This window comes from Photobacterium sp. R1 (assembly GCF_054600795.1).
This window is the reverse complement of the sequence record NZ_BAAHZP010000428.1, coordinates 1-287: the sequence shown is the minus strand read 5'-3', so window position 1 is coordinate 287 and position 287 is coordinate 1. Positions and strand designations below refer to the sequence as shown.

The following is a 287-nucleotide window of genomic DNA, read 5'->3' as shown; positions in this document are numbered from 1 at the left end:
GTAAAGTCCGGGTTACGGCTGATCACGATATTGTGGCGCCCCGGCAAAGGCCGGCCAATGGATTCAAACGTTTTGCGTCCCATGACAACAGGCTTGCCCATGGTGACTTTTTTAAACCAGGCAAAATCGGCCGGTAAGTGCCAGGGCATGGTGTTGTCTTTGCCTATCACACGATCCTTTGCCATGGCGGCAACCATACTGATCTTCACACATCTACTCCCTTTTAAATCACTGGTCGGCGACGATAAAACATTAAGCCGGGCATTGCCAGCCCTATGGCCAGCGCC

At 52.6% G+C, this 287-nt stretch carries 1 protein-coding gene; it reads right to left on the bottom strand.

What is annotated here, in order from left to right:
* Positions 1 to 209, bottom strand: a 209-nt coding sequence (locus tag ACYP03_RS25715; protein WP_459782636.1) for a dihydrofolate reductase, incomplete at its 3' end; no start/stop codon positions are given.
* Positions 210 to 287: the final 78 nt, after the last annotated feature.